Origin of the sequence: Lutibacter sp. HS1-25 (assembly GCF_004121075.1) — a bacterium.
Taxonomy (GTDB): Bacteria; Bacteroidota; Bacteroidia; order Flavobacteriales; family Flavobacteriaceae; genus Lutibacter.
This window is the reverse complement of the sequence record NZ_RHLN01000110.1, coordinates 1-1,726: the sequence shown is the minus strand read 5'-3', so window position 1 is coordinate 1,726 and position 1,726 is coordinate 1. Positions and strand designations below refer to the sequence as shown.

General features: G+C 30.4%; 3 protein-coding genes. All 3 read left to right on the top strand.

What is annotated here, in order from left to right:
* A partial coding sequence (locus tag EC396_RS17995) for a hypothetical protein (protein ID WP_205757963.1) occupies positions 1-208 on the top strand: 208 nt, incomplete at its 5' end.
* Positions 209-425: 217 nt separating this feature from the next.
* Positions 426-659: a hypothetical protein gene (locus EC396_RS12725; protein WP_129367002.1), complete on the top strand. Its 234-nt coding sequence runs from the start codon at positions 426-428 to the stop codon at positions 657-659.
* Positions 660-686: 27 nt separating this feature from the next.
* Positions 687-977: a type II toxin-antitoxin system RelE/ParE family toxin gene (locus tag EC396_RS12720; RefSeq protein ID WP_240665704.1), complete on the top strand. Its 291-nt coding sequence runs from the start codon at positions 687-689 to the stop codon at positions 975-977.
* Positions 978-1,726 lie beyond the last annotated feature (749 nt).

The following is a 1,726-nucleotide window of genomic DNA, read 5'->3' as shown; positions in this document are numbered from 1 at the left end:
ACAAAACATGCTTTTTAGTATTTATATTAACAGATCCCCGCATACGCGAGAAATCGAAGATTCGACGGAGTCAATGACAGTTCAAAACATACGTCATTTTCAGCTTGACTGGAAATCTGTTGGTTTTGTAGTTCAAAGATACTTTTTAGTATTTACACTAACAGATCCCCGCATTCGCGAGGATGACGATTGGTTTAATTTTTGGTAACCAGATACTGAATACCGACTTAAAACTTAAAACTTAGAACTGTTACTTAAAACTGCTACTGAAAACAGGCTTTTGGCTTTTAATTTAAAACTGGTTGTTGGATTTTAGATTTGCTATTTTTTAGTAGATTAAGTATTGGTATCAGGCTAGATTCAAGTTTTTAAAAAATATTTAGTATAAATTGATAATTTCGTATCTTTGATAAAAGTCTAATAATATGAATTTAGAAGCTAGAAAAATAGCATTTATACAAGAATTTTTAAAACTTCAAAGTGAAGAAGTAGTTTCTCGTCTTGAAAGCATATTAAAAAATAAAAAAAACACTTCTGAAGATCAGCAATTTGAGCCAATGACTCAAAATGAATTAAATAAACGCATTGATCAATCTGAATCTGATTTTAAAAACAAACGATTTAAAAGTAGTTCTGACCTTTTAGCCAAATACGAATAATGGCATTGAAAATTATTTGGTCTGATTTTGCAGAAACGCAACTTGACGATATTTATTAAGTATTACGAAAATAAAGCAAGTTCAAAAATTGCCAAAAAAATCGTAAAAGAAATTATCAATGAACCAAAAAAATTGATAAAAAATCCACTAATTGGTCAAGAAGAAGCGTTATTAAAACATCGAAAAATTAAATATCGATATTTAGTTTTTAAAAACTATAAATTGATTTATGCTGTCGATCTGGAAAATGGATTTATACAAATTGCAGATGTTTTTGACACACGACAAAACCCTCCGAAACTGCAAAGGACAAAATAAAGTTTGTTACCAACTCGATAATTAATAATGAAAAGTTAATAATGAAAAATGAATGATTATTACCCGATACTGAATACTTTCCTATTGAAAAATTGACTCCCTTTAGGGTTGGGGAAAAGCAATTTTTCAATTTCAACTGTAGTTAAATAATGAAGAAGGAATAATAAATAATTATTAATTAATACTGACTTAAAACTGAAAACTGTTACTTAAAACTGAGTACTAGATACCTACTTTTGACTTAATTCCATTTATAACTTGTCATTCCGACGAAGGAGGAACCATATCCAATGCTCAATTTTATGTGATTTCTCATTGCAATCGAAATGACAAAACATGCTTTTTAGTATTTGTAGTAACAGATCCCCGCATTCGCGAGGATGACGGTTCAAAACATACTGTTATTAGTTGCTAATAATTAAAAATTAATACCATTTATAACTTGTCATTCCGACGAAGGAGGAACCACATCCAATGCTCAGTTTTATGTGATTTCTCATTGCAATCGAAATGACAAAACATGCTTTTTAGTATTTATATTAACAGATCCCCGCATACGCGAGAAATCGAAGATTCGACGGAGTCAATGACGGTTCAAAACATACGTCATTTTCAGCTTGACTGGAAATCTGTTGTTTGTGTAGTTCAAAAGATGCTTTTTAGTATTTACACTAACAGATCCCCGCATTCGCGAGGATGACGGTTCAAAGAATACTGTTACTAATTAATAATGAATACCGACTTAAAAC

Coding starts and splice junctions, on each gene's coding strand:
- EC396_RS12725 (WP_129367002.1), top strand. CDS start 426: ATGAATTTAGAAGCTAGAAAAATAGCATTTATACAAGAATTTTTAAAA.